Annotated in this window: 17 protein-coding genes; 7 read left to right on the top strand and 10 right to left on the bottom strand. The window is 64.6% G+C overall.

The features are described from left to right. Nucleotides 1-124: 124 nt before the first annotated feature. Both uvrC and ISP20_RS12585 read right to left on the bottom strand, forming a co-directional pair. Nucleotides 125-1954, bottom strand: coding sequence for an excinuclease ABC subunit UvrC (gene uvrC / locus ISP20_RS12590; protein WP_204636436.1), 1830 nt, complete (start codon nt 1952-1954; stop codon nt 125-127). 17 nt (nt 1955-1971) lie between these two features. Next, the gene (locus tag ISP20_RS12585) at nt 1972-2433 is read right to left on the bottom strand and encodes a low molecular weight protein-tyrosine-phosphatase (RefSeq protein WP_239535760.1); all 462 of its coding nucleotides are present in this window, start codon (nt 2431-2433) and stop codon (nt 1972-1974) included. Nucleotides 2434-2595: 162 nt separating this feature from the next. On the opposite strand from ISP20_RS12585, the gene ISP20_RS21740 reads away from it, so the two are divergent. Together ISP20_RS21740 and ISP20_RS12575 are read left to right on the top strand one after the other, a co-directional pair. Continuing rightward, the gene (locus ISP20_RS21740) at nt 2596-3015 is read left to right on the top strand and encodes a TonB family protein (RefSeq protein WP_204636434.1); all 420 of its coding nucleotides are present in this window, start codon (nt 2596-2598) and stop codon (nt 3013-3015) included. 55 nt (nt 3016-3070) lie between these two features. Then, nucleotides 3071-3229, top strand: coding sequence for a hypothetical protein (locus ISP20_RS12575; protein WP_204636433.1), 159 nt, complete (start codon nt 3071-3073; stop codon nt 3227-3229). A 3-nt stretch (nt 3230-3232) separates the two neighbouring features. Here ISP20_RS12575 and kdsB read toward each other — a convergent pair whose 3' ends face one another. The 5 genes from kdsB to ISP20_RS12550 form a co-directional block, all read right to left on the bottom strand. After that, nucleotides 3233-4006, bottom strand: a complete 774-nt coding sequence (kdsB, locus tag ISP20_RS12570) for a 3-deoxy-manno-octulosonate cytidylyltransferase (protein WP_204636432.1) — start codon at nt 4004-4006, stop codon at nt 3233-3235. Between the two features lie 156 nt (nt 4007-4162). Next, nucleotides 4163-5470 carry a 3-phosphoshikimate 1-carboxyvinyltransferase gene (aroA, locus tag ISP20_RS12565; RefSeq protein WP_204636634.1) on the bottom strand — a complete coding sequence of 436 codons (1308 nt, stop codon included), beginning with the start codon at nt 5468-5470 and terminating at the stop codon, nt 4163-4165. 39 nt (nt 5471-5509) lie between these two features. Then, entirely contained in the window at nt 5510-6598 is a 1089-nt protein-coding gene (gene pheA, locus ISP20_RS12560) for a prephenate dehydratase (RefSeq protein ID WP_204636431.1), read from the bottom strand. A gap of 77 nt (nt 6599-6675) precedes the next feature. Further along, a complete protein-coding gene (gene serC, locus ISP20_RS12555; RefSeq protein ID WP_204636430.1) occupies nt 6676-7761 on the bottom strand; it encodes a 3-phosphoserine/phosphohydroxythreonine transaminase in 1086 nt (361 codons plus the stop codon). 99 nt (nt 7762-7860) lie between these two features. Next, a complete protein-coding gene (locus ISP20_RS12550) occupies nt 7861-8628 on the bottom strand; it encodes an FHA domain-containing protein (protein ID WP_204636429.1) in 768 nt (255 codons plus the stop codon). A 147-nt stretch (nt 8629-8775) separates the two neighbouring features. On the opposite strand from ISP20_RS12550, the gene ISP20_RS12545 reads away from it, so the two are divergent. Further along, a complete protein-coding gene (locus tag ISP20_RS12545; protein WP_204636428.1) occupies nt 8776-9051 on the top strand; it encodes a polyhydroxyalkanoic acid system family protein in 276 nt (91 codons plus the stop codon). An 81-nt stretch (nt 9052-9132) separates the two neighbouring features. Beyond that, a complete protein-coding gene (infA, locus tag ISP20_RS12540) occupies nt 9133-9351 on the top strand; it encodes a translation initiation factor IF-1 (protein ID WP_019466733.1) in 219 nt (72 codons plus the stop codon). A gap of 222 nt (nt 9352-9573) precedes the next feature. On the opposite strand, the gene ISP20_RS12535 is transcribed toward infA, so the two are convergent. The 3 genes from ISP20_RS12535 to clpS form a co-directional block, all read right to left on the bottom strand. After that, nucleotides 9574-17019 carry a YadA-like family protein gene (locus ISP20_RS12535; RefSeq protein ID WP_204636427.1) on the bottom strand — a complete coding sequence of 2482 codons (7446 nt, stop codon included), beginning with the start codon at nt 17017-17019 and terminating at the stop codon, nt 9574-9576. A gap of 254 nt (nt 17020-17273) precedes the next feature. Further along, nucleotides 17274-19541: an ATP-dependent Clp protease ATP-binding subunit ClpA gene (gene clpA / locus ISP20_RS12530; RefSeq protein ID WP_204636426.1), complete on the bottom strand. Its 2268-nt coding sequence runs from the start codon at nt 19539-19541 to the stop codon at nt 17274-17276. Nucleotides 19542-19781: 240 nt separating this feature from the next. Next, nucleotides 19782-20108 (bottom strand): ATP-dependent Clp protease adapter ClpS, encoded by a 327-nt coding sequence (gene clpS / locus ISP20_RS12525; RefSeq protein WP_026636494.1) that lies wholly within the window; start codon nt 20106-20108, stop codon nt 19782-19784. Nucleotides 20109-20228: 120 nt separating this feature from the next. On the opposite strand from clpS, the gene ISP20_RS12520 reads away from it, so the two are divergent. From ISP20_RS12520 to hflD, 3 genes are read left to right on the top strand one after another with little or no spacing between them, the layout of a single operon-like run. After that, nucleotides 20229-20720 carry an NUDIX hydrolase gene (locus ISP20_RS12520; RefSeq protein WP_204636633.1) on the top strand — a complete coding sequence of 164 codons (492 nt, stop codon included), beginning with the start codon at nt 20229-20231 and terminating at the stop codon, nt 20718-20720. After that, nucleotides 20717-21856 (top strand): tRNA 2-thiouridine(34) synthase MnmA, encoded by a 1140-nt coding sequence (mnmA, locus tag ISP20_RS12515; RefSeq protein WP_338030995.1) that lies wholly within the window; start codon nt 20717-20719, stop codon nt 21854-21856. Before ISP20_RS12520 ends, mnmA begins: the two co-directional genes overlap by 4 nt. 10 nt (nt 21857-21866) lie before the next feature. Beyond that, nucleotides 21867-22490 (top strand): high frequency lysogenization protein HflD, encoded by a 624-nt coding sequence (hflD, locus tag ISP20_RS12510; protein ID WP_204636425.1) that lies wholly within the window; start codon nt 21867-21869, stop codon nt 22488-22490. Nucleotides 22491-22673 lie beyond the last annotated feature (183 nt).

Raw genomic sequence — 22673 nt, 5'->3', positions numbered from 1 at the left:
CCGGTTGAAGCGCTCAGCACGGGGACGCGGGAATCATCGAATAGATCGCCCGTCGCCCACAGCCCGAATCATGAGGGATTTTGGCTTTCGCCGGAATGACGCCGAACACTCCATGTCGTGTCGATCAGCCATGAAGTGCAGCATAGATGCGTTCGGCCAGTCCGCGGTCGATACCTTTGACGCGGGTCAGCTCTTCCACGCCGGCCGCTTCCACGCCCTGCAGGCCGCCAAAAGCCTTGAGCAGGGCCGAACGGCGCCTCGCACCTACGCCCGGCACATCCTCCAGCACGCTGCGCTCGCGCGCTTTCTCGCGCCGCTTGCGATGGCCGGTGATGGCAAAGCGATGGGCCTCGTCGCGCACGGCCGACACCAGGTGCAGCGCCGGCGACGAGGGGCCCGGATGCAGGTTGCGGCCGGAATCGGCCAGCACCAGCGTCTCCTCGCCGGCCCGCCGGCCCGGCCCCTTGGCCACGCCCACCACGTGGATGCCGGTAACGCCCAGCTCGCGCAGCACGTCCAGCGCCTGTGCCACCTGCCCGCTGCCACCGTCGATCAGCAGCACATCGGGGCGTGCACCCTCGCCATCGGCCAGCTTGCGAAACCGCCGCACCAAGGCCTGATGCATGGCGGCATAGTCATCGCCGCCCGTGATGCCGGTGATATTGAAACGGCGGTAGTGCGATTTCTCCGGCCCCTCGGGACCGAACACCACGCACGAGGCCACGGTGAGTTCGCCCATCGTGTGGCTGATGTCGAAGCACTCGATGCGGCGCGGCGATTCGTCCAGCTCCAGCAATTTCTGCAGGTCGTCGAAGCGCGCCCCCAGCGTCTGCCGACTGGCGAGCCTGGCGGTGAGCGAGGCCTGCGCATTGCGCTCGGCCATCTGCAGGAAGCGCGCGCGTTCGCCGCGCACGCTGGATTTCAGCTCCACCGCGTGGCCCGACTGCTGCGCCAGCATCTCGCCGAGGATCTGCTGGGTCGGCAGCGTCTCACCGAGAATCAGTTCGCGCGGCACCGGTCGATCCAGGTAGTACTGCGCGATGAACTGCTCCAGCACATCGGCCGGTTCGGCATCCAGCGGCAGGCGCGGGAAGAAATCGCGCGTACCCAGGCTGATGCCGTTGCGGAAGAACAGCACGCTCACGCAGACCATGCCCGCCTCGATGCAGCAGGCCAGCACGTCCATGTCCGCGCTGGCGCCCTGCACATGGTGTTCGGCCTGCAGCTTGCGCAGCGCGGCGACCTGGTCGCGGAACGCGGCGGCACGCTCGAACTCCAGCGATTTGCTGGCCTGCTCCATCTGTCCGGCCAGTTCGTCGATCACCGCGCTGCTGCGGCCCTCGAGGAACATCTCGGCGTGGCGCACGTCGTTGCGATAGTCGTCGACGGTGATGAACTGCACGCACGGCGCGGTGCACCGGCCGATCTGATGTTGCAGGCAGGGGCGCGAACGGTTCTTGAAATAGCTGTCCTCGCACTGGCGCACCTTGAACAGCTTCTGCATCAAGTTGAGGCTTTCGCGCACCGCAAACGTGCTGGGATACGGGCCGAAATAACGGCCCGGCATGTTGCGCGCACCGCGATGGAAGGCGAGCCGCGGATAGTCCTCGCCACCGGACAGGTAGATGTACGGATAGCTTTTGTCGTCGCGCAGCAGGATGTTGTAGCGCGGCTTGAGCGACTTGATCAGCTGCGATTCGAGCAGCAGCGCCTCACCCTCGGTACGGGTGATGGTGATCTCGACGCGCGCGATCTGCGACACCATCGCCGCGATGCGCGGCTCCATCCGCGGCTTCAGGAAATAGCTGCCGACGCGCTTCTTGAGATTGCCGGCCTTGCCCACGTACAGGAGATCGCCGTCCTCGTCGAAATAACGATAGACGCCGGGCGAGGTACTGAGGTTTTTGACGAAAGCCTTGCCGTCGAAGGCTTGCGGCGGCGGAGTGGACTGCATCGTGTGATTCTATCCGCTCACCGGCGCCGCAGGCGGGCGATCAGGCCATCCACGCCCTGCTCGGCCAGCGCTACGGCGCGGCGGAAGCCGTCGGTGTCGCCGTAGTACGGATCGGGAAATTCCGCCGGCCCGGCAACACCTGCCCAGGGCAGGAACAATGCCGGTTCCGAACCGTCGCGACGCAGGCCCTGGAGCGTTTCCAGATTGTCCTGGTCCATCGCCAGCACCCAGTCGAAATCCTGAAAATCGGCCGCCCGTACTTGCCGCGCCCGATGCGGCGACAGGTCATAGCCCGCATCCGCCGCCGCACGGAGCATGCGTGGATCGGCCCCCTTGCCCGCGTGCCAGTGCCCGGTGCCGCAGGAGGCCAGCGTCAGCGCGAGGCCCGCCTGGGCGCTGCGCTGGCGCGCCACGGCCTCCACCAGCGGCGAACGGCAGATGTTGCCCAGGCACACGAACAGGATGGATGGCGGGTCCATGGCATTCATCGGGAGAGCGACCTCGGGGCTGGCGACATCGTATGAACCAACGAAATGGCTGCGAAAAGGCCCGCAATCAAGCCCTGGAGAATGACCAAAGTCACGATTGTTGTGTAACGCAAAGTCTGTCTATATTTGGGCGGTCCACAGGGGAGGAAGAAAGTGAAGCGCAAGCTCTTTACGATAGCGGCCGCGGCCGCCGCCATGCTCGTGTGCCAGGGGGCTCTCGCCGCAGCCATCGAGCAGAACGCAGCCGCTCCCGCAGCCGCCACGTCCTCGGCCAGCCCGGCGAGCAACAGCGCAGGCGATCACCCGGCCAGCGTCGACGAGGATCGTCCTCAGCCGGCTCCCCGTTTTTCCGCCGCCATGAAGAATTCCGCCGGCACCGGCACGGTCGTGGTGATGGTGCAGGTGGGGGCCGACAGCAAGGCCAAATCCTTCCACGTGATGATGTCGTCGGGTTCCAAGGCCCTCGATGACGAGGCCGTGCGCACGGTGAAGGGCTGGTCGTACAAGCCGGCCGTCAAGAACGGCGCGCCTGCCGATGGCTACGTGCAGATACCGATTGCGTTCAACAAATAATTCCGGCCGCTAGGATTCGGATGTCGCCCGTCGGCAAGAAACCGGAGTAGCGCTCGTGGGCTGTCTGCCGCTTCCCATCCTGTTCGTGCTCGGCGTTCTGATCGGCCATGCCGTCGCCGGCACCAACGGTGCGCTGTGGGGCGCCGGCATCGGGCTGGTGGTCGGTCTGGTGTTGGGCGGACTGCTGGTGATGATGCTGCGCCGGGGGCGCTGAGGATCAACAATCGGCCAGCCAGCGTTCCGCGCGCTGCAGATCGGCTTCGGTATCGATGCCCGGCGGGAACGGCTCGGGCGTGAGGCGGGCCGCAATCGGGAAACCGTGTTCCAGCACGCGCAACTGCTCCAGCGACTCGGCCTGCTCCAGCGGCGTGCGCTCAAGCGTGGTGTATCGCTTCAGGAAGGCCGCCCGATAGGCGTAGATACCGATGTGGCGCAGGAACGGTATGTTCTCGGGCAACACGTTGCGGTGAACGGCGAACGCGTCGCGTGCCCACGGCAGGGGCGCGCGGCTGAAATACAAGGCACGTCCCGTCGCCGACCGCACCAGCTTGACGACGTTGGGATCGAACAGTTCGTGCGCGTCCAAGATCGGCGTGGCCAGCGTGGCCATCGGCGCATCGTCCTCGGCCAACGCATGCGCAACTTCGCGAATGCCCGCAGCCGGCGCGAACGGTTCGTCGCCCTGCAGGTTCACCACGATGGCGTCGTCGGGCCACGCGTAGTGCTCGGCACATTCGGCCAGGCGATCGCTGCCCGAGGCATGATCGCTGCGCGTCATGCACACATCCACGCCCTGGCCTTGCAGTGCATCGGCAATGCGCCGGTCGTCCACCGCCACCACCACCTGCGACGCACCTGCCTCGAGCGCTCGTTGCGCCACGCGCACCACCATCGGCACGCCGGCGATATCGCGCAGCGGCTTGGCCGGCAGGCGGGTGGAACCGTAGCGGGCGGGAATGGCGACGATGAAAGGAGGCGTGGCAGTGGGCATGGCGATCTCGGCGTGAGGCCACAAGGGTAGCTGCACCGACTGCTACGGGCGAGACCTTGTGGGAGCGCACCCTGTGCGCGACGGGCATGCCGGACGGTCTCGGTTCCTGCCAGTCGCGCACAGGGTGCGCTCCCACAGAAAACCAAATTGCTGGAATCAGGCAGTTTCCAGCCTGAATCCGCAGCCGTTGGCCAGCTCGATGAAACCCGGAAACGAGGTCGCCACATTGGCGCAATCGTTGATGCGTACCGCACCGCTGGCGATCAGGCCGGCCACCGCGAAACTCATGGCGATGCGATGATCGCCGTGGCTCTCGATGGTGCCGCCATGCAGCGGGCCGCCGTGGATCGTTGCGCCATCGGGAGTCTCGTCGATGACGGCGCCAAGCGTGCGCAACCCCGTGGCCATCGCGGCCAGGCGATCCGATTCCTTCACGCGCAACTCGGCTGCGCCGCGCACCACGGTCTTGCCCTGGGCTGCCGTGGCTGCGACGAACAGCGCGGGGAATTCGTCGATCATGTCCGGCACCAACGCTTCGGGCAGTTCGATGCCGTGCAGCGGTGCGTGGCGCACCACCAGGTCGCCCACCGGTTCGCCACCGCTCTCGCGTTCGTTTTCCACCCGGATATCCGCGCCCATCAGGCGCAAGGCCTGCAGCAGGCCGGTGCGACGCGGATTGAGTCCCACCGTCGGCAAGCGCAATTCGGAACCCGGCACGATGCTGCCCGCGACCAGGAAGAACGCGGCCGAGGAAAAGTCGGCCGGCACATCGACCTGAGTGGCACGAAGCGTATGTCCGCCACTCAGACGTGCACGGCCCGGCGCGAAATCGATCGGCCAGCCAAAGGCCGCCAGCATGCGCTCGGTGTAGTCGCGGGTTGGATGCGGCTCGATCACTTCCGTCTCGCCTTTTGCATACAGGCCAGCGAGCAGCAGAGCCGACTTCACCTGCGCACTCGCGACCGGCAAAGTGTATGCAATGCCCTGCAGCGACTGACCGCCGCGCACCTGCAGCGGCGGCAAGCCATTCTGCGTGTCGATCTTCGCGCCCATCCGTTCGAGCGGATCGGTCACCCGACGCATGGGGCGCTTGGACAGCGATTCGTCGCCCACCAGCGTGCTGTCGAAGGCCTGCCCAGCCAGCAGGCCGGCAAGCAGGCGCATGCCGGTGCCGGCATTGCCGCAATCGAGCTGCGCGGCGGTTCCACGCAGGCCATGCAGGCCCACGCCATGCACCACGCGTTCGCCGTCGGCCGGTGCGTCGATGCGCACACCGAGCAGTTGCAACACGGCCGCCGTGGCGCGCGTGTCTTCGCCTTCCAGGAAGCCTCGAATATGCGAGCTGCCTTCGGCCAGCGCACCCAGCATGAGTGCACGATGCGAAACGGATTTGTCGCCAGGCACGCGCACGCTGCCGTGGAGCACGCGAACGTTATGACTGGTCCAGTCGAGTCGGGTCACAATGAATTCTCCAACGGCCGCCATGCAGCGGCCCGGTACAGATCAGGGCAGCGCCACCGGGTACGAGCCGAGCACGCGCACCTGCGCGGCGGCTTCGCCCATTTCCTTCATCGCGGCCTGCAACGGCTCGTCGTTGATGTGGCCGGAGACGTCGATGAAGAAGGCGTATTGCCATTTGCCCGAATGCGCGGGACGCGATTCGATGCGATTGAGGCTGATGTCGTGTTCGGCGAACGGCTTGAGCACGTGATACAGCGCGCCCGGCTTGTCGTTCACGGTGATCAGCAGCGAGGTGCGGTCGTTGCCCGACGGCGGAAACAGCGAGCGGCCGATGACCAGAAAACGCGTGGTGTTGTCGGCGCGATCCTCGATCGCCTGCGCCACCGTCTTCAGCCCATAGACGCGACCGGCGGTCTCGCCCGCGATGGCGGCGGCATCGTCCGCATGGCGCGCCAGGCGCGCGGCTTCGGCATTGCTGCTCACCGCGATGCACTCGACGCCCGGCAGGTTGATGCGCAGCCAGGTCTTGCACTGCTGCAGCGACTGCGCATGCGCATAGACGCGCTTGATGCCGTCCAGCGTGCCCTGCATCGAATGCAGGCATTGATGCACGCGCAGTTCCACTTCGCCGCAGATGGTGGCCTCGGAGGTGAGGAACATGTCCAGCGTGACCTGGATCATGCCCTGGCCGGAATTCTCCACCGGCACGACGCCGAAATCGGCATGGCCCGCGGCCACTTCCTGGAACACTTCCTCAATGCTGCCCAGCGGCAGGCCGTAAGCGGCATGGCCGAAATGCTTGCGCACCGCCTGCTCGCTGAAAGTGCCCTCGGGACCGAGAAAGCCGACCTTGAGCGGATCTTCCTGCGCGAGGCAGGAAGACATGATCTCGCGGAACAGGCGCACCATTTCCACGTCGGTGAGCGGACCGTCGTTGCGGTCCACCACCATGCGCAGCACATGGGCTTCGCGTTCCGGACGGTAATAGTCGATCGCCGACAGCCCTTCGCCCTTCACCCGGGCTACTTCCTGCGCCCAGCCGGCGCGCTCGGAGATCAGCTGCTGGATCTGCTGATCGATGCTGTCGATGCGTTCGCGCACGTCGGAAAGCGAGGATTTCTTATCGGTCATGTCGGGGCTGCAAAAGCAAGAAGTCCAGCGGGGGAATCACCGATAGTCATGGATCGGCGACCTGTCGTGCAACGGTTTCATCCGTGACGTTTGGCAAAATCCTTCATGAAACCCACCAGCGCCTGCACGGCTTCCAGCGGTACGGCGTTGTACAGCGACGCACGCATCCCGCCCAGCGCCTTGTGGCCCTTGAGCGCGAGCAGTCCGGCGGCTTCGGATGCCTTGAGGAAATCCGCGTCGAGCGCGCTGTCGTGCAGCGTGAAAGGCACATTCATGCGCGAGCGCGAATCGACCGCCACCGGATTGCGATAGAAGCCGCCGGAGTGATCGATGGCGTCGTAGAGCAGCGCGGCCTTCGCCTCGTTGCGCTGACCGATCACGGCCAGCCCGCCCTGCTCTTTCAGCCACTGGAAGGTGAGCCCTGCCAGATACCAGCCCCAGGTGTTGGGGGTATTGAGCATGGAATCGTTCGCCGCATGATCGGCGTAGCGGAAGATGCGCGCCATCGGCCGGGAGGCGCGTTCGAGCAGGTCGCGTCGCACGATCATCACCACCAGGCCCGACGGGCCGATGTTCTTCTGCGCGCCCGCGTAGATCAGCCCGAACTTCGACACATCGAGCGGACCCGACAGGATGTCCGAGGACATGTCGGCCACCAGCGGCACATCGCCGACGTCCGGGACATCATGGAATTCCACCCCGTGGATGGTTTCGTTCGGCGTGTAGTGCACATAGGCGGCGCGTGGATCGAGCTGCCACGTCTCGCGTGGCGGCAGGCGCCGGTAGTTTTCGTCCTTGCTGCTCCCGGCCAGATTCACCTTCACGTAGGGCGCCGCTTCGCTGGCGGCCTTCTCGCCCCAATGGCCGGTCACTACGTAATCGGCGCTGGCACCTTCGTCCGCCAGGTTCATCGGGATCTGGGCGAAGTGCTGGGTGGCGCCGCCCTGCAGGAACAGCACAGCGTAGTTGTCGGGAATGGCCAGCAGCTCGCGCAGGTCGGCTTCGGCCTGCTGGGCCAGGCCCATGAACAGCTTGCCGCGATGGGACAGCTCCATCACCGAGGCCCCGCAGCCCTGCCAGTCCAGCAGTTCGCGCTGGGCTCGCTCCAATACCGGTTGCGGCAGCGCGGCCGGGCCAGCGCTGAAATTCCACAGTCTGCTCACTGATGACGCCTTGGAAACGGGGTTCGCCGCATTATGCCGCGTCGCAGCAACACGGCGTCAAGCCAAAGTGCAGTGCCGCGGTATCGCCCGCGCAAGGCCTCAGAAACGCACCAGCAAAGCCACCGCGATGCCCAGCGCCAGCACGGCGGCCGTGGCGATCAGCCACCACACTTCGCCGCGCGGACCGGCGTCTTCTTCGGGCAGATGCAGCGGCTCGGGCGCCGGCTGGGGGATTTCGGGTTCCGGCTCCAGTCCCGGCGCATCGACCACGAAGCGATGCATGCCCAGGCCGACCTGGTCGCCCGGACGAAGCGCGGCCTGGGTGACCGGCACGCCGTTCACGCGCAGCGGATAGCGTGTGGACTGCTGGCCGCCCTCGAGCATCAGCTGGCCCTCGCGCCAGAACAACACCAGCGAGGCGGTTTCGCCCTGCGGCAGCTCCAGCGGAATGCCGCCGTGCGGCCCCAGTTCCAGCTTGTCCTGCAACGGCAGCACGCGGCCCGACAAGGGGCCGGCCACCGCACGCAGCGCGACCGTGCAGCGGCCCTCGGCCGGCACGGTCACGGGCAGGCTGTGCGCGGGTTCCTCGTCGGCACGCAGCAGCATGCGGCAGTCGCCCACGCTGAGAATGTCGCCGGGGCGAAGCAGGGCTTTTTCACGCACCGGCCGTGCGTTCACGTAGATGCGATTGCCCTGGGGAAGCATCTGCAACACCCAGCCGCGACGATCCAGTTGGATACGCAGGTGATACGCGCCAGCCTGATGCGATGCGAGGATCAGGTCGTTGTCGGGCGCGCTGCCGATGCGCAACACAGGGCCGTCCCAGTGGAAATCCTCTCGGGCGGAATTGGGAAACTCGATGCGCATCAGTGAACCAGTCGATGGACGGCGGGACTCTAGCAGATGCCTACGCCTTTCAGTGCCTGTTTCCGGCCTGCCACGCCGCTAAGGCCGGCAGTCAGTCAGCGATCGGCGGTCTGGCTTACCATGCCCGTCCAATCCCAGGAGTTCGCCATGCCCAAGATCGACATCCGCCGTCCTCATCAACTGTCCCTGAGCGAGGCCCGCGCGGTGGTCGACAAGGTGGCGGCCCGCATGCAGGAGAAGTTCGGCATGGAGGGCCAGTGGCAGGGCGACACCTTGCGTTTTTCCCGCCCGGGCGTGAACGGCAGCATCGCCGTGGCCAGCGACGTGATCCACGTGACGGCGGAGCTGGGCATGATGCTGGCCCCCCTCAAGGGCATGGTGGAACAGGAGATCCGTCGCAAGCTGGATGAGCATTTTGGCTGATGATTCTTTAACCATCGGAACTTCCGTGCCATAATCGACGGATTAAGCGGCCACGACGGCTGCCCTGCCCCCACGGAACGCATGGCCAAAGACGACGTCATTGAAATGGAAGGTACGGTCCAGGAGACCCTGCCCAACACCATGTTCCGCGTGCAGCTGGAAAACGGCCACGTGATCACGGCCCATATTTCCGGCCGCATGCGCAAGCATTACATCCGCATCCTCACCGGCGACAAGGTGAAGGTGGAGATGACCCCGTACGACCTGACCAAGGGTCGTATCACCTACCGCATGAAGTGATTTCACGGCCTCTGTAGGAGCGCACCCTGTGCGCGACCAACCTACGGAGCAGTGACACCGTAACGCCGCGGTCGCGCACAGGGTGCGCTCCCACAGGGTTACGAGCTTGAAGAAAGCCGCGCATGACGCGGCTTTTTTTGTTGGCCTTTTTCAGCCATCGCCCAAGAAAAACGGCGCCGTATCGCTACGGCGCCGTTCCTTTTCTGCAGTTGGAGCCCGGTCTTACCAGATGTAGCTGGCACCCACGCCCACACCGGCATCACCCTGGGTGGTGGCACTGGCGCTGAACTTCACCGCAAACTTGCCCGAGGCGCTCAGCGCGGACATGCCCACCGCGATGCTGGACTGACCGCGGAAGGTGCCGACGCCCGCACCCACCGAGTTCTGGCCGGCGGCCACCGCCTGCGGGATGGAGGTCATCGCCATCGCCGCGGCCACGCCGCCGCTCACCTGACGGCCCATGTTGTTCACCTGCTGGTCGGTGTAGCTCTTGGACCAATTGGCCGCCTGCTGCACCTGGCCCACCGTGGCCGCGTCCGACGGTGCCGTGCCCGGGCCCACGTTGTGGATCACGGTCGCGTTGCCGCCGCCATTCAAGGTCACGCTGGTGCTGCCGTCGGCATTGGTGTCGTAGGTCACCGCCGTGTTGGTGGTGCCGTCGCCGTTCATCACACCCGCGGCCTTCAGCTGGCCCACGTTCACCGCATCCGTGTTGGCCGTACCGGCCGCGACGTTGGTGACCTGACGCTCGTGACCCGCCGAGCCCACCGACACGCTGTTGCTGCGGTCGGCGACCGAGTTGGCGCCCAGTGCCACACTGTTGTCGCCGGAGGCCGTCGCGGCGTTACCCAAGGCCGTGCTGTTGTTGCCCGACGCCACGGCGCTGGTGCCACCGGCCGTCGACTTGCTGCCCGAAGCCGCAGGCTGGGTGCCGTTGCTGTCCTTGCTGACCTGGAACATGCCGGCCTGACCGTTGGTGATGTTGGTCACGTTGCTCACGGCACCGGCCATGTTGTTCACCGTGTTCTCCACGTTGGTCACGCGGCCATCGAGGTTGCTCACGGCCTGATTAGTGGCATTGAGCTGGCTGCCGTTCACCGCATCGGTGCTGGTGGCAGACAAGTTGCCGGCCGCGACGTTGGTGATCTGGCGCTCCTGGCCCACCGAACCTACCGACACGCTATTCGCGCGGTCAGCCACCGAACCCGCACCCAGCGCCACGCTGTTGGCCTGGCTGGCCTGGGCACCGTTGCCGATCGCCACCGACCTGGCGGCGGAAGCCTGGGTGTTGCCACCCACGGCCACGCTTTCGGAGCCGGCAGCGCTGGCACCTGCGGCGGTCGAATTGACCTGCACGTACTTCAGGCCGCCGGTATTCATGGTGTTGATGGTGCTGTTGATGTTGGCGATATCGCCGGTGTTCTGCGCCACCTGCTGGTTGGTCGCGTACAGCTGCGAACCGTTCACTGCGTCGCTGCTCGTCGCGGACAGCGCACCGTCCTTCACGTTGCTCACCTGCACCGGCGTACCGGCATTGCCCAGGGTGACCTTGTCGTGGGCGGCCGAGTCGTACTTCACCGCGTCAGCGAGCTGACCGTTCATGCCGGTGATGGTGGTGTTGATGGTGGAGATATCGGTGGTGTTCTGCGAGACGCGACCGTCGAGATTGGTGATCGCACTACCCACGTTGTTGACCGTGGTGGTGGAACCGTTCGCGTTGTGCACGCTGTAGCTCGGTGCCGAGATCGAACCGTCAGCATTCACCGTCGAGCCGCCGCCGATGGCATCGGCCATCGACTGGCTCACGCCATGCAACTGGCCACCATTGACGGCATCCTTGCTGCCGGCAGCGACCGTACCGTCCGCCACGTTCAGCAGCTTGCGAGCGCCCGCGGTGCCCTGGAAGTCCACCGCCGCGCCGTCGGTGCCCTTGCCCACCGTGAGGTTGGCGCCGGCCGACGCCTGCTGCACCAGACCGATCGTGCCGCTGTTGATCTGGGTGTTGATGGTGTTGATCGCCGTGGTGTTGCCCGCGATATCGGTGGTGTTCTGCCCCACCTGCTGATTGGTCGCGTACAGCTGCGAGCCGTTCACTGCATCGGTGCTGGCAGCGGACAGGCCGCCGTTCTTCACATTGGTCACCTGCACCGGTGTGCCGGCGGTACCCAGGGTCACCTTGTCGTGCGTCGCCGAGTCGTACTTCACCGCATCGGCCAGCTGGCCGTTCATGCCGGCAATGGTCGTGTTGATGGTATTGATATTGCCTTCGTTGGTGGTGACGCGGCTGCCCAAGTTGGTGATGGCCGTAGTGTTGCCGGCGATATCGCTGGTGTTCTGCGTCACCTGCTGATTGGTCGCGTACAGCTGTGAGCCGTTCACGGCATCCGTGCTGGCCGAGGTCAACGCACCCGCCGACACACTCTTCAGCGTACGGGTGTTGCCGTTCTTGTCGGCAAAGTTCACTGCTGCGCCGTCGGTGTCCTTGCCCACGGTCAGGTCGGCACCGGCCACCGCCTGCTGCACCAGACCCACCGTGCCGCCGCTGATGTTGTTGACGGTGTTCTGCAGGCTGGTGATCGAGGTCGTGTTGCCTGCGATGTCGGTGGTGTTCTGCGTGACGTTGGCATTGGTCGCATACAGCTGCGAGCCATTGACTGCATCGGTGCTGGCAGCGGTCAGCGCGCCGTTCTTGACGTTCGTCACCTGCACCGGCGTGCCGGCATTGCCCAGGGTGACCTGGTCGTGCGTGGCCGAGTCGTACTTCACCGCATCGGCCAGCTGACCATTCATGCCGGCAATCGTGGTGTTGATGGTGGAGATGCTGCCTTCGTTGGTGGTGACGCGGGTGCCGAGATTGGTGATCGCCGTGGTGTTGCCAGCCACGTTGGCATTGGTCGCGTTGAGCTGCGACATGTTCACCGCATCGGTGTTGGCTACACCAGCCGTCACGTTCTTGAGCGTGCGGGTGTTGCCGGTCTTGTCGGCAAAGTCGACCGCAACACCGTCGGTGGCCTTGCCCACGGTCAGGTCGGCGCCGGCAGCCGTCTGCTGCACCAGGCCCACGGTGCCGCCGCTGATGTTGTTGACAGTGTTCTGCAGGCTCGTGATCGAGGTCGTGTTGCCTGCGATGTCGGTGGTGTTCTGCGTGACGTTCGCGTTGGTCGCATACAGCTGCGAGCCATTGACTGCATCGGAGCTGGCAGCGGTCAGCGCGCCGTTCTTGACGTTCGTCACCTGCACCGGCGTGCCGGCATTGCCCAGGGTCACCGTGTCGTGAGCGGCCGAGTCGTACTTCACCGCATCAGCCAGCTGGCCGTTCATGCCGGCAATCGTGGTGTTGATGGTGGTGATGCTGCCTTCGTTGGTGGTGACGCGGGTACCGAGGTCGGTGATCGCCGTGGTGTTGCCAGCGACGTTGGCATTGGTCGCATTGAGCTGCGACATGTTCACCGCATCGGTATTGGCTACACCGGCCGTGACGTTCTTCAGCGTGCGGGTGTTGCCGGTCTTGTCGGCAAAGTCGACCGCCACACCATCGGTGGCGTTGCCCACGGTCAGGTCGGCACCGGCAGCCGCCTGCTGCACCAGGCCCACGGTGCCGCCGCTGATGTTGTTGACAGTGTTCTGCAGGCTGGTGATCGAGGTCGTGTTGCCTGAGATATCGGTGGTGTTCTGCGCCACGCGACCATCGACGTTGGTGAGAGCCGTGCCCACGTCGTTCGCCGTGGTGGTCGTGCCATCGGCCTTGTGCAGGGTGTAGCTTGGCGCCACGATGGCACCGGTGGTGCTGTTGTAGCTCGCGCCGCCACCGAAGGCCGAGGCCGTGGTGGTGCCCTGCTGATCGGCCTTGCCTTCCACGCGGGTTACGTTGGCGTTGGTCGTGTTGAGCTGCGACATGTTCACCGCATCGGTCGCCGCCACACCAGCCGTCACATTCTTCAATGTGCGGGTGTTGCCGTTCTTGTCGGCGAAATTCACTGCCGTCCCGTCGGTGTCCTTGCCCACGGTCAGATCGGCACCGGCAGCAGCTTGCTGCACCAGGCCCACCGTGCCACCGCTGATGTTGTTGACGGTGTTCTGCAGGCTGGTGATCGAGGTCGTGTTGCCCGCGATGGCTGTGGTGTTACCGGCGATGTCGGTGGTGTTCTGCGCGACCTGCTGGTTGGTCGCATACAGCTGCGAGCCGTTCACCGCATCGGTGCTGGCAGCGGTCAGCGCGCCGTTCTTGACGTTCGTCACCTGCACCGGCGTGCCGGCGTTGCCCAGGGTCACCGTGTCATGCGCGGCCGAGTCGTACTTCACCGCGTCCGCGAGCTGGCCGTTCATGCCAGCAATCGTGGTGTTGATGGTGGAGATGCTGCCTTCGTTGGTGGTGACGCGGGTGCCCAGGTTGGTGATCGCCGTGGTGTTGCCAGCCACGTTCGCATTGGTCGTGTTGAGCTGCGACATGTTCACCGCATCGGTGTTGGCTACGCCAGCCGTCACGTTCTTGAGCGTGCGGGTGTTGCCGGTCTTGTCGGCAAAGTCGACCGCCACGCCATCGGTGCCCTTGCCCACGGTCAGGTCGGCGCCGGCAGCCGCCTGCTGCACCAGGCCCACGGTGCCGCCGCTGATGTTGTTGACAGTGTTCTGCAGGCTCGTGATCGAGGTCGTGTTGCCTGCGATGTCGGTGGTGTTCTGCGTGACGTTCGCATTGGTCGCATACAACTGCGAGCCATTGACTGCATCGGTGCTGGCAGCAGACAGCGCGCCGGTCTTCACATTGGTCACCCGCACCGGCGTGCCGGCGTTGCCCAGGGTCACCGTGTCGTGAGCGGCCGAGTCGTACTTCACCGCATCAGCCAGCTGGCCGTTCATGCCGGCAATCGTGGTGTTGATGGTGGTGATGCTGCCTTCGTTGGTGGTGACGCGGGTACCGAGGTCGGTGATCGCCGTGGTGTTGCCAGCGACGTTGGCATTGGTCGCATTGAGCTGCGACATGTTCACCGCATCGGTATTGGCTACACCGGCCGTGACGTTCTTCAGCGTGCGGGTGTTGCCGTTCTTGTCGGCAAAATTCACGGCTACGCCGTCAGTGCCCTTGCCCACGGTCAGGTCGGCGCCGGCCGCAGCCTGCTGGACCAGGCCCACGGTGCCGTTGTTGATCTGGTTGGTGATGTTGCTGATCGAGGTCGTGTTGCCCGCGATAGCTGTGGTGTTACCGGCGATGTCGGTGGTGTTCTGCGCGACCTGCTGGTTGGTCGCGTACAGCTGCGAGCCGTTCACCGCATCGGTGCTGGCAGCGGTCAGCGCGCCGTTCTTGACGTTCGTCACCTGCACCGGCGTGCCGGCATTGCCCAGGGTGACCTGGTCGTGCGTGGCCGAGTCGTACTTCACCGCATCGGCCAGCTGACCATTCATGCCGGCAATCGTGGTGTTGATGGTGGAGATGCTGCCTTCGTTGGTGGTGACGCGGGTGCCGAGATTGGTGATCGCCGTGGTGTTGCCAGCCACGTTGGCATTGGTCGCATTGAGCTGCGACATGTTCACCGCATCGGTCGCCGCCACACCGGCAGTGACGTTCTTCAGCGTGCGGGTGTTGCCGTTCTTGTCGGCAAAGTCGACCGCCACACCATCGGTGGCCTTGCCCACGGTCAGATCGGCACCGGCCGCCGCCTGTTGGACCAAGCCCACGGTGCCGCTGCTGATGTTGTTGACGGTGTTCTGCAGGTTATTGATCGACGTCGTATTGCCGGCGATGTTCGTGGTGTTCTGCGTCACCGATGTATTGAGCGTGCCCAGCGCGGCATCCACCTTGGCGAAACCCGTGCCCACATCGGTCGCCGCACCCGTGGTGCCCGCAATGCCGTTGGCATTGGTCAGTGCATAGCTGGGGCCGGTGACGGCACCGGTGGTGGCGTCGATGGCCGCGCCGCCGCCCAGAGCAGTGACGACCGGGGTCAGCTGGGACACGTTGACCGCGTCGTTGCTTTGCGTACCGGCACCCATATTCACGATTTGACGCGTGCCGGCCGCCTGGACGGTACCCGAAACGTCGGTGAACGATGAGGCTGCGCCTACCGACACCGTATTGGCGCGATCAGCAAGCGTACCTTTACCCAGCGCTACCGAATTATTGGCCTGCGCCAGGCTTCGGCTGCCAACAGCTATGCCTGACGTTCCTGTGGCCTGGGCGTACCGACCGAGCGCCGTGCCGCCGGTGCTTGTCGCCACGGCTCCGACGCCAAGGGCCATGCTGGTGGCGGTGGTCGCCTGCGCGTTATAGCCCATCGCCATAGCGGCATTAAGCGGGTTGCTGCCACCGCCAACCGAATTTGCTACCGCGCCCGCGCCGATTGCTATATCGGCCACGAGCATGGCCTTGCTGTTCGGGCCGATAGCAACACTTGAAGTGCCGCTCGCTGCGGCGTCGTCGGTGCCATTATTCAAACCGTTCGACTTGAAGTAGCGGTTGGTATTCGTCGCCTGAGTACCCACTTTGCCCAGCGCGGCATCCACCTTGGCGAAGCCCGTACCCACGTCCGTCGCCGCACCCACGGTGCCGTCGATGCTGTTGGCATTGGTCAATGCGTAGCTCGGGCCAGTCACCACGCCCGTGGTGCCGTCGATCGCCGCGCCGTTACCCAGCGCCGTGACGATCGGGGCTAGCTGGGCCACGCTGACCGCGTCGTTATTGTTCACACCGTTCGCCACATTGGTTACGGTGTTGCCGCCCATGCTGACGGTCTTGCCGATGCCCACGGTCAGGCCGCCATTGGCGTTGACCATGCCGCTGAAGGTCGGGTTGTTGACCACACCCATGGTGATGGTATTGCCGCTGCGCGTCACGGTGGCGTTGGTGCCTGCCGCGAAGTTGGCCGTGCCGCCGGGAGCGATATTCTGCGAAGTGGCACCGGCGTCGGCGCTCAGATTCCAGCCCTTGTTGGCGGTGGTATTGGCCGTATTCGCCGTGGTTTGCGCCGTGGTCACGGCCGTATTGAGCGTACCCAGCGCGGTATCGACCTTGCTGAAGCCGCTGGCCACGGTGGTGGCAGCACCGGCGGTGCCGCCGATGCTGTTGGCATTGGTCAGTGCGTAGCTCGGCGCTGAGACAGTGCCATTGGCGTTCACGACTGAGCCGCCGCCAAGCGCATTGGCCACTGACTGGGAGACGTTGAAGATTTGAGTGCCATTGACGGCATCCGAACTGCCCGAGGAGATGCCGCCATTGGCCAGATTGGTGATGTTGTTGTTGCCCATATCCATCGTGGAAAGGGCCTTGATGCCGGACCCCAAAATCTGCAGCTTGTCACTGCCACCGGCGCCAAGACGGACCGTGTTGGGATCGGTCACCGTGAGGTAAGCGCCCCAGGCACCCGTTGAGGTGTATGAAACAATGCCGGCTTGCGTACTACCACCAGAGGTATCGCAGGTGCCTCCAGCAGTTGTGACGCCAGCGGCCGCGGTGCTCAAGCAGGAGGCAGATCCGGGAGAGAGAATACCCGCGGAAAAGCCATTGACCGGCCCTGCCATGGCCATGGGGGACGCGGCGAAAATACCGACAACGCCAGATATCGCTGCCAGCTGGCGCAGCTTGGTGCCCTGTTTCTTGTGGCCTTTGGCCAGCTCGGAGGCCACAACCCAGCGGCAGGTGACGGCGTTCCAAACGATGCGATAAATGGTGTTCATGAGAGACCTAGCGGATGATGATGGTGTGGGTGGACGACGGATTCGTCCTCATCAACAAGGCTACGGACCGGGTCTTTAGGCCTATATGAGAGGCCTCTGAAAACCCCCTAAGACGGGTCTCAATTTTCTTTTTGCAATGGCGATGGGGTGATCTGGCCGTTACCGGTTTCCATCAATCCGCGCTACAAGCAACAGGCACAAAAAAAGGCCGCGCAATGCGCGGCCTTTTTTCTTGCTTCTGGAAAAACGAGCTGTCAGCTCACCGTGGCCGGCAGGTTCTCCGCCGCTTCCGTGGTCACCATCAACTCGCCGTCGCTCACGCTCAGGCGCACCTTGCCGCCGTCGGCCAGCTTGCCGAACAGCAGTTCGTCCGCCAGCGCGCGCTTCACCTTCTCCTGGATCACGCGGGCCATCGGACGTGCACCCATCTGCGGATCGAAGCCGTGCTCGGCCAGCCAACGGCGAGCGTCGGCGTCCACGTCCAGGCTCACGTGTTTCTCGGTGAGCTGCGATTCCAGTTCGATCAGGAACTTGTCCACCACGCGCAGGATGTGATCGAAGTCCAGCGCATTGAACTGGATGATCGCGTCCAGGCGGTTGCGGAATTCCGGCGTGAAGCTGCGGCGGATCACTTCCATCGCGTCCATCGAATGGCTCTGCTTGACGAAGCCGATGCCGCGACGCGATGCCTGCTGCGCGCCGGCATTGGTCGTCATCACCACCACCACGTTCTTGAAGTTCGCTTCGCGTCCGTTGGTGTCGGTGAGCACGCCGCGATCCATCACCTGCAACAGGATGTTGTAGACGTCCGGATGGGCCTTCTCGATTTCATCCAGCAGCAGCACCGCGTGCGGATGCTTGGTGACCGCCTCGGTGAGCAAGCCGCCCTGGTCGAAACCGACGTAGCCCGGAGGTGCACCGACCAGGCGCGAGACCGAATGCGCTTCCATGTACTCGGACATGTCGAAGCGGATCATCTCGATGCCCAACTGCATCGCCAGTTGCTTGGTCACTTCGGTCTTGCCCACGCCGGTGGGACCGGCGAGCAGGAAGCAACCGATCGGCTTGGACGGATCGGCCAGACCCGAACGCGCCATCTTGATCGACGCAGCCAAGGCCTCGATGGCCTGGTCCTGACCGAACACGACCATTTTGAGGTTGCGTTCCAGGTTCTTCAGCACGTCGCGATCGGACGCGGAAACCTGCTTGGCAGGAATGCGCGCCATCTTGGCGACGATGTATTCCACTTCCGGCACGTCGATCTTGCCGGTGCGCTGGTCGATCGGCAGCAGCCGCTGGCGCGCGCCCGCCTCGTCGATCACGTCGATGGCCTTGTCCGGCAGCAGACGGTCGGGAATGTGCTTGACCGACAGATCCACCGCGGCCTTCAGCGCCTCGTTGGTATAGGCCACGTTGTGGTGTTCTTCGAAACGCGAACGCAGGCCCTTGAGGATTTCCAGGCTGTCGGCCACGGTCGGCTCGACCACGTCGATCTTCTGGAAGCGACGGGCCAGCGCGCGGTCCTTCTCGAAGATGCCGCGGAATTCCTGGAACGTGGTGGAACCGATGCAGCGCAGCTCACCCGAGGCCAGCATCGGCTTGATCAGGTTGCTGGCGTCCATGGTGCCGCCCGAGGCGGAGCCCGCGCCGATGATGGTGTGGATTTCATCGATGAACAGGATCGCGCCCGGCTGTTTCTTCAGCTGGCCGATGACCGCCTTCAGGCGCTTCTCGAAATCGCCGCGATATTTGGTGCCGGCCACCAGCGCGCCGAGATCCAGCGACCAGATGGTGGCGTTTTCCAGCACTTCGGGGACTTCGCCGTCGACGATGCGCTTGGCCAGACCTTCGGCCAGCGCCGTCTTGCCCACGCCGGCCTCGCCCACGTACAGCGGGTTGTTCTTGCGGCGGCGGCACAACACCTGGATGGTGCGCTCGATCTCGTCCTGGCGGCCGATCAGCGGATCGATCTTGCCTTCCAGCGCCAGCTCGTTGAGGTTGCTGGCGTACTCGCTGAGCGGGTTGCCCTTGGGCTCGCCGTCTTCGCTCTCACGCTCGCCGCCCGGCATGCTGCTGGACGGCTCGTCGCCGATCTTGGCGATGCCGTGGGAAATGTAGTTGACCACGTCCAGGCGGGTGATCTCCTGCTGGTGCAGGAAATACACCGCGTGCGAATCCTTTTCGCCGAAGATCGCCACCAGCACGTTGGCACCGGTGACTTCCTTACGGCCGGAGGACTGCACGTGGTACACCGCGCGCTGCAGTACCCGCTGGAAGCCCAGGGTGGGCTGGGTATCGCGTTCGTCACCGTGCGGCAGTACCGGTACGGTTTCGGCAATGATCTTTTCCAGCTCGCGCATCAGGCGCGGCAGGTCGACGCCGCAGGCGCGCAGTGCGCCAAGGGCCGATTGGTTTTCGGTAAGGGCGAGCAGCAAATGTTCCACCGTCATGAATTCATGACGCTGCTCGCGGGCCTGCTTGTAGCACTGGCCGATGGTGACTTCGAGATCCTTGCTGAACATCCGGACCTACTCCGCTTGTGTGGCTGGGCGTCGCGCGCCCCGATAGCTACGAAATGGGGGTGCTGAAAGGCTCTTCAATATCCGTGCCACCAGACACCTGGCACGGGGGGAATGTTGTGAAGACGCCAGAACCGTGAGCCGGAAGCTGCCCGGGAGCCGCGCTGCCGCCCCTATGGCTTACCTTCGACCGGCTCGTTTTCATCCCTCGGCAAACTCCTCACGTTCACAGGAATGCGCGGTTTAGAGCTTTTCCATAGTGCACAACAAAGGGTGCTGATGGGCACGTGAATATTCGTTCACCTGGGTCACCTTCGTTTCCGCGACTTCCCGGGTAAACACCCCGCAGACTCCCTTTCCGCGTGTATGGACGTGCAGCATGACCTGCACCGCACGTTCCTGGTCGAGGCTGAAGAAGCTTCTCAGCACTTCGACCACAAAATCCATCGGCGTGAAATCGTCATTCAGCAGCACCACCTGGAAGAGCGGCGGGCGAGCCACTTCCGGACGGGAAGTTTCCAGCGCCAGACCGTGACCGGTACCTTGTTCGTGTTCGGGTTCGTGAGCCATGGGTCTACGTTAAATTTCCTTGGGGAAAGTATACCGCCGGCGCCGCCGAAGGCAGATCGACTTCAGGTAATGGCACAATGGCCGCTTTTCCAGTGCCACTTTCGTCGCCATATGTCCTCCATGGCCGATTCCTGCCCTATTCCCCTGCAAGTCTGGTGCCCACACGTGACCGTGGCCTGCGTGGTTGCCGATGGCGACCGCTTCCTCATGGTCGAAGAGGAGGTCAACGGCCGTCTGGCCTATAACCAGCCGGCAGGCCATCTGGATGACCGGGAAAGCCTGGTGACCGCGGCCGTGCGTGAAACGCTGGAGGAGACCGGCTGGACCGTGGCCGTGGAGCACCTGCTGGGCGTTCATCAATGGCGCAGCACCGAGCATGGTGACGGCGTGCTGCGTTTCAGTTTTGCGGCGCGGGCGCTCCATCACGATGCTTCGCGCGAGCTGGATGATGGCATTCGGCGCGCTCTTTGGCTCACCCGTGACGACATTGCGGCACTCGGCGACCAGTTGCGCAGCCCGCTGGTGCTGATGAGCATCGACGCCTGGCTGGCTGGCCACCGTTACCCGCTGGACATGCTGCACAGCCTGCTGGCCGAGGATCGTTACCCGTGAAAGTAATGCTCGGCGTCTCGGGAGGCGTGGATTCCTCGGTGGCGGCCCTGCTGTTGCAGCAGGCCGGCTACGAGGTCGAAGGCCTGTTCATGCAGAACTGGGAAGAGGACGACCGCGACGGCCCCTGCACCACCGATGTCGACCGCAAGGATGCCGTGGCCGTATGCGGCCGGCTGGGCATCGCGTTCCATGCGCGCAACTTCGCCGCCGAGTACTGGAGCGGCGTATTCGAGCACTTCCTGGCCGAGTATCGCGCCGGCCGCACGCCCAATCCGGATGTGCTGTGCAATCGCGAGATCAAGTTCAAGACCTTCCTGGACGAAGCCCGCGCGCTCGGCGCCGACAAGATCGCCACCGGCCACTACGCCCGCGTGGACTTCCACGAGGGCAAATATCGCCTGCTCCGTGCCGTGGACGCGGCCAAGGACCAGACCTATTTCCTGCATGCGCTGGGCCAGCAGCAGCTCAGCGCCACCTTGTTCCCCGTCGGCGAGATCGAAAAGCCGCGCGTGCGCCAGATGGCCCAGGAGGCCGCGCTGCCCACGCACGCCAAGAAGGATTCCACCGGCATCTGCTTTATCGGCGAGCGCGATTTTCGCGGCTTCCTCGCCCAGTACATCCCGGCCCAGCCCGGCCCGATGCGCACGCCGGACGGCCAGGCCGTGGGCGAGCACCAGGGCGCGATGTACTACACGCTGGGCCAGCGCAACGGCCTGGGTATAGGCGGCCGCCACGGCGCCAGCGGCGAAGCCTGGTACGTGGTCGGCAAGGACGTGCCAAACAACGTGCTGTATGTTGCGCAGGGTGGCGAGAACCACTGGCTCTACGCGGGCCGCCTGCACGCCGAGCCGCCCAGCTGGGTGGCAGGCGAGCCGCCGGCGAAACAGTTCCGTTGCACCGCCAAGACCCGCTATCGCCAGGCGGACCAGGCCTGCGAGGTGATCGTGCGGGACGACGGCCTGGAAGTGGTGTTCGATGAGCCACAGCGGGCCGTGACGCCCGGCCAGTCGGTGGTTTTCTACGATGGCGCGGCGTGTCTCGGCGGTGCCGTGATCGACCGCACCGATGCTCCCTTCGGCGGCTGGAATGATGCCGCTGTGTCCCTTGCTCCTTCCAGGTCCCTATCCGGTGTTTGAAGTTTTCGCCATGAACGAAGAGCGCGTGCTGGCTTTGGCTGGACTATTCCAGGCCACCACGCTCGCCCAGCAGCTGGCCAACGACGGCCGCTGCGACGACATCGCCATGGCTTCGAGCATGGCCAGCGTGTTCCGCATCGATGCACCGTCCGTGGTCGGCGTGTTCGGCGACGTGGCCGCGGTACGCCTGGGCCTGCGCCAGCTGATCACCCTGCTCGACGAGAACAACCGCGACGTCGCGGTGACCCGCATGGCGTTCACCGTGATGCGCCTGGAGCGCAGCCTGTCGCGCCGCGGCGACCTGCTGGAGCGCCTGCAACAAGGCATCGTGGCGGCGCAGCGCCAGGTGGAACACTTCGGTGCCGATTCGCCGCAAGTGATGAAGCGACTTGCCGAGCTGTATGCCGGCACGCTCTCCACGCTCAAGCCACGGGTGATGGTCACCGGCAATCCGCAACAGCTGCAGCAGCCGGCCGTGGTGGAAAAGGTGCGCACCAATTTGCTCGCCGCCGTGCGCTCCGCCGTGTTGTGGCGGCAGCTGGGCGGCCGCCAGTGGCAGATGCTGCTCTATCGCAAGCAGTGCAGCATGCTGGCCCGTGGGCTGCTGACGGGTTCGACCATCAACAACCCCTGAGCGCTGCTTCAAGACTCTCGCATAGCGCCCTATCCCTCACCGTCATTCCGGCGCAGGCCGGAATCCAGTAGCGAGTACGCTGGGTCGTCGCGATAGCGACCATGTTCTGAACATGCTTCGCGAAAACCCCAAGCAGTCGCCACTGGATTCCGGCCTGCGCCGGAATGACGGTGAGGAAAATGG

The sequence above is a fragment of the Dyella kyungheensis genome, from assembly GCF_016905005.1.
In the GTDB taxonomy this organism is placed as follows: Bacteria; Pseudomonadota; Gammaproteobacteria; order Xanthomonadales; family Rhodanobacteraceae; genus Dyella; species Dyella kyungheensis.
Note: the sequence above shows the minus strand (reverse complement) of the source record. Positions and strands in the feature narration are given on the sequence as shown.

Excerpts from the sequence above, each read along its gene's own strand:
- uvrC (WP_204636436.1), bottom strand. The coding sequence starts at position 1,954 with ATGCAGTCCACTCCGCCGCCGCAAGCCTTCGACGGCAAGGCTTTCGTC.
- ISP20_RS12585 (WP_239535760.1), bottom strand. The coding sequence starts at position 2,433 with ATGGACCCGCCATCCATCCTGTTCGTGTGCCTGGGCAACATCTGCCGT.
- kdsB (WP_204636432.1), bottom strand. The coding sequence starts at position 4,006 with ATGCCCACTGCCACGCCTCCTTTCATCGTCGCCATTCCCGCCCGCTAC.
- pheA (WP_204636431.1), bottom strand. The coding sequence starts at position 6,598 with ATGACCGATAAGAAATCCTCGCTTTCCGACGTGCGCGAACGCATCGAC.
- ISP20_RS12550 (WP_204636429.1), bottom strand. The coding sequence starts at position 8,628 with ATGCGCATCGAGTTTCCCAATTCCGCCCGAGAGGATTTCCACTGGGAC.
- ISP20_RS12545 (WP_204636428.1), top strand. The coding sequence starts at position 8,776 with ATGCCCAAGATCGACATCCGCCGTCCTCATCAACTGTCCCTGAGCGAG.
- infA (WP_019466733.1), top strand. The coding sequence starts at position 9,133 with ATGGCCAAAGACGACGTCATTGAAATGGAAGGTACGGTCCAGGAGACC.
- ISP20_RS12535 (WP_204636427.1), bottom strand. The coding sequence starts at position 17,019 with ATGAACACCATTTATCGCATCGTTTGGAACGCCGTCACCTGCCGCTGG.
- clpA (WP_204636426.1), bottom strand. The coding sequence starts at position 19,541 with ATGTTCAGCAAGGATCTCGAAGTCACCATCGGCCAGTGCTACAAGCAG.
- clpS (WP_026636494.1), bottom strand. The coding sequence starts at position 20,108 with ATGGCTCACGAACCCGAACACGAACAAGGTACCGGTCACGGTCTGGCG.
- ISP20_RS12520 (WP_204636633.1), top strand. The coding sequence starts at position 20,229 with ATGGCCGATTCCTGCCCTATTCCCCTGCAAGTCTGGTGCCCACACGTG.
- hflD (WP_204636425.1), top strand. The coding sequence starts at position 21,867 with ATGAACGAAGAGCGCGTGCTGGCTTTGGCTGGACTATTCCAGGCCACC.